The 4,307-nt window shown below is 41.2% G+C and carries 5 protein-coding genes; 2 read left to right on the top strand and 3 right to left on the bottom strand.

Translation table 11 applies throughout. The annotated features are described in order from the left end of the window. Positions 1-283 precede the first annotated feature (283 nt). From A3766_RS11840 to A3766_RS11830, 3 genes are all read right to left on the bottom strand, one after another. Positions 284-1,306 carry an amino acid ABC transporter substrate-binding protein gene (locus A3766_RS11840; protein WP_068509981.1) on the bottom strand — a complete coding sequence of 341 codons (1,023 nt, stop codon included), beginning with the start codon at positions 1,304-1,306 and terminating at the stop codon, positions 284-286. 138 nt (positions 1,307-1,444) lie between these two features. Beyond that, entirely contained in the window at positions 1,445-1,663 is a 219-nt protein-coding gene (locus A3766_RS28920; RefSeq protein WP_082865098.1) for a hypothetical protein, read from the bottom strand. A 306-nt stretch (positions 1,664-1,969) separates the two neighbouring features. Continuing rightward, positions 1,970-2,743, bottom strand: a complete 774-nt coding sequence (locus A3766_RS11830) for an alpha/beta fold hydrolase (protein WP_068509979.1) — start codon at positions 2,741-2,743, stop codon at positions 1,970-1,972. Positions 2,744-2,869: 126 nt separating this feature from the next. Between A3766_RS11830 and A3766_RS11825 the strand changes: the two genes are divergently transcribed. Then, positions 2,870-3,283: a PilZ domain-containing protein gene (locus A3766_RS11825; RefSeq protein ID WP_068509978.1), complete on the top strand. Its 414-nt coding sequence runs from the start codon at positions 2,870-2,872 to the stop codon at positions 3,281-3,283. A gap of 372 nt (positions 3,284-3,655) precedes the next feature. Further along, positions 3,656-4,307 (top strand): AraC family transcriptional regulator ligand-binding domain-containing protein (locus A3766_RS11820; RefSeq protein ID WP_197479551.1); only part of this gene is annotated, 652 nt, incomplete at its 3' end.

The raw sequence follows: 4,307 nt of genomic DNA, 5'->3' as shown, positions 1-4,307 counted from the left end.
CCAGGATTAATTGATAAATAATCGCCCTGTTACGAGGGTTATTTATAAATGAACCCGACTTAAGCTTTAAGTGTTCGGACTCCGGATCTGAAGACATAATATGGCCTTACAAATTATTTCCAAAAGAATGCTGTTAGCTACCTATAAAGCGAGCCATTTTTTTACTCAGCTTCTAGACTTAGTAAGCGCTAACTTATTATTTGAGAATTTTCTAGCTACTGGATTAAACAGCCTGCTACTAAACAAGCTGTCTAATCTTATGCTTACAAGAAGCCAACCTGTATTATCGAACAGGTGGGGAATACAGAATACCACCTTTGTTCCACTGGGCATTCAAACCACGTGAAATTTTAAGAGGTGAGTCCATACCAACATTACGCTCAAACGACTCGCCGTAGTTACCTACCTGCTTAACGATGTTATAGGCCCAACCGGCTTCCAAACCAAGCTTCTCACCAGCATCACCCTCAGAACCCATCAAACGTTTTTGAGCCGGGTTACCTTCAGCTTTAGCCTGATCTACATTTGTACTGTTAACACCTAAGAATTCTGCTTCTATCAAGGCGTTCATTGTCCACTTAACGATATTGAACCAACCATCATCACCCTGTCTAACCACTGGGCCTAATGGTTCTTTTGAAATAACTTCAGGCAAAACCATTGCTGAAGAAGGGTCTTTTAGGCCGATACGAATCGAATATAATTGTGATTGATCAGAGGTTAATACGTCACAACGGCCGCTTTCAAAGCCTGCACGAGTCTGATCTGAAGTATCATATGTAACTGCTGTGTACTTCATACCATTTGCACGGAAGTAGTCAGCCATGTTCAATTCAGTGGTGGTACCTGCCTGAATACAGGCAGATGCTCCATCGAGCTCTAATGCACTTTTAACACCTAGCTTTTTGGATACCATAAAGCCTTGGCCATCGTAGTAGTTTACACCAGCAAAGTTCAAACCTAGTGATGTGTCACGTGTATGAGTCCAAGTAGTATTACGAGACAAAATATCTACCTCGCCACTTTTTAGTGCTTCAAAGCGTTCTTTTGCAGTGAGTGGGCGATAAGTTACTTTATCTGCATCGCCTAAAACCGCTGCAGCAACCGAACGACAAACATCTACATCCAGTCCGCTCCACTGCCCTTTCTCGTCTTTTTGTGAAAAGCCCGCTAAACCGACACTCACGCCACAACTTACCATACCTTTCTTTTTTACTGCATCAAGTGTTGAACTTGCATAACTTTGTTGTGCAGTTAACCCTACTGCCACGATCGCAATACCAGCGGTCAATTTATTAAGTTTCATTATCCTAACCCCTTTATATAGTTGTATTCTCCCGTGACAGCATTACACGGTAGCATTTGAGATTAACATAGATCCAAAGCAAGATTGAACTCCTATTTCCGGATCCATTGTTATAATCGATTAAATATCACGAGTTCGTTAATTTCTGGGCAAGCCTTTTAATTCTGCATAAGTATCCTGAATCATTTTTGCATCTGCACTGGCCCGATGACGCGCCAGACCTGCTAATTCAATAACTTTGTCGTGGACGGGTGTCCATTGTTCTCGTTCTTCCTGGCTAAGCAATGAGAGTAAAGATTCAATTCGAAAGGCTTGTATACATTCAGCTTTATCAAATAACTGACCCAGCCAGCACATGTCATTAGCCCAGCCATCTGAATATATGGTCTGACCTGCAAGGTTGTGGTTAAGCCACTGGGCAACGCTAACAATATCTCGCCCTTTTTCTTTTAATAGCTCTTGGGATATTCCATGAAGCGCTTCGGCGTCCCGGTTCTATTTCGTCCAATGAGCTAATGGTTTTATCAGGGTACAGCCCGTTTCTCCCTTACCTGAAATAAAACCTACTTCGATTGGATAAGAGCCCTTTCCTAAGCCTGAAGCTTCAATATCTATTATTGTTGGTAAACTCATAACTACCTTTCTAGTGTTGTTATGTATAGTCTAGTCGATACCCGTAAGAAAACGTTCACATATTCCTATAAAGGTTTCCGGTTTTTCTGCATGTAACCAGTGACTGGCTTTTGGAATGATTCGGACTTTTGCAAAGGGAAATAAGCTCACTACTTTTTCTTTATGGGCGGCCTGTATATAGTCTGATGCTTCGCCAGCAATGAAGAGCACTTCCCCTAAAAAAGGTTTTTCAGCATGCTGTCCATCCAGAATATGATGGTAATTTTGATGGATGGCGTTGAGATTTACTTTTAGATCGAAACCTCCACCGGGCTTGGCTTTTAGATTCTTTAGTAAAAATTGCCTCACCCCCTGCTCTGGAACAAATTCCGCTAGCAAAGAATCTGCTTCCTTTCGACTTACGATATCTGACTCTAGCAAAGCAAATAAACCAGCAAATATTTCATCGTGATGTCCCTCATACCGAACAGGCGATATATCGGCAACGATCACGGCCTTTATTCGTTTTTGCTGGTGCAGGGCTAGACTCATAGCGACTTTTCCACCCATGGAATGTCCAAGCACATATGCGATATCAATACCTTGATCATTCATATATTCGATCACATCTTCTGCCATAAGCTCATAGTTCATCTCTTCGCGATGAAACGAACGACCATGGTTTCTCAGGTCAATAGCATGGGTTTTAAACTTACTTGCCAAGGCCGTTGCAACACTGCCTAAATTATCTGACGAGCCAAACAGGCCGTGAAGGATCAATACGGGGAAACCTTCCCCTCTTATGCGCGAATATAGTTTAGTCATTGTATTTTTTTTAATCAGTTCACATTATCACCAAGAGCTCATGGCATATTCTCATATGTATCCTAATCTGACTAATTAAATGCTTTTCACTTCTAAACTGTGATACGTAGTAAGGTATATTTTTTAATGATTGTAGAGCTCCACCCTAAAGAAAATCGTCGTAACCGACGCGTCCCCGCCGCAGAACTCGTGGCACAAATCAAAACTAAACAAGGTCTATTTTCTAGCTGGCTTGATTTAGATGTTCTCGATTTCAATCTCCTTGGCCTTGCTCTGGCTGTACCCAGTGAACCAGAACTCGGAAGCAAGCTAAGTTTGCGCCTCGTTTTGAATATGGACATGGGGGAGCTAAAAGTTAATCAAATTGAGGCAAAGATTGTAAATAAGGTAAGGATGGATAATGACGATACTTCGTGGCGAGTCGGCTTGGTCTTTTCAAACCAGTCTAAGCAAAGCGGCGATAACCTTAGCCAACTAACACGCATTAGAGATATGCTTGAGAGAAATAACGCAATAAAGCAGCGTTTGAAAGCAGTTTAGTGTAATAAAAAAAGGCGCACTTCGCGCCTTTTCTTGAACCTCTTAATCTACTTAGCAAAAAAACATACTGTTCAGATAATTTGCTAGCTCAGAACAATTTTCTTTTTCATTTTCATTTTGTGGTACAAAAACTTCGTATTCCATAGTGGTTCCCCGTCAATAACACCGCTAGTATAAGTTTGTAATTCGTTTACTGTACAACTCCTAAAGGACAGTGTGTGTAATATATAGCAGACCGAATGCCTGTTCTTGACGATATGTGCCACCTTTTTGACTGACTGTAGCATTCCTAATTAACAGTAATTAATACACAGCTTTGGTTTAATTACTACAATAGGTATCTTTAGTCACGGTTAGGGAAAGGAAAGCTAAATGACAATTAAGTCTGGCAAGTCCCGGGTCAAAAACTTGTTCGTAAACTCCTCAACCGCGAAAGTATTGTGCGAATATCTTATTCAAAAAGGTATCAATAACGAGCTTTTGATTTCTACCTTGGCCTGTGAACTACACGAGCTTGAGTTAGCAGACTTCCGACTAAATATCTCTGCTTATCATGCGTTATGGTCTCTTGCGCTTTCCTATACCTCCGACGAGCGTCTTGGCCTTAAACTCGCTCAGAATCCCCATAATGAAGAAATGGGTTTAGTTGCACACATTTTCTTTAATAGCCCAACCCTCTATGAAGGACTTCAACAATACCAACGCTACTATTCTTTGGTTAATGAAGGCATGCATATTGAAATTCACAATGATGATAAGTTTACTTATCTGGAATATGTCTGTGACTACAATGAGGTTTACTGCTCAGCCGATATAGAGCATACACTTGCGTTGTCAGTATTACGGGTCCAAGACCATATTAATCGAAAGCTCGATTTGGAAGCCGTTCATTTTCAACACCCTGCACCGGGTGATATTTCTGAGTTTAAAAAAATATTCCGTTGCCCTCTTCGATTTAACCAGAGCCACAGCACACTCATTTTTAAGAAGTGTTATCTCAACTACAAGCTACCCAGGCGTAGCC

Source organism: Oleiphilus sp. HI0132 (assembly GCF_001635845.1).
The sequence above is the reverse complement of the archived record's forward strand: the minus strand, read 5'-3'. Positions and strand labels throughout refer to the sequence as shown.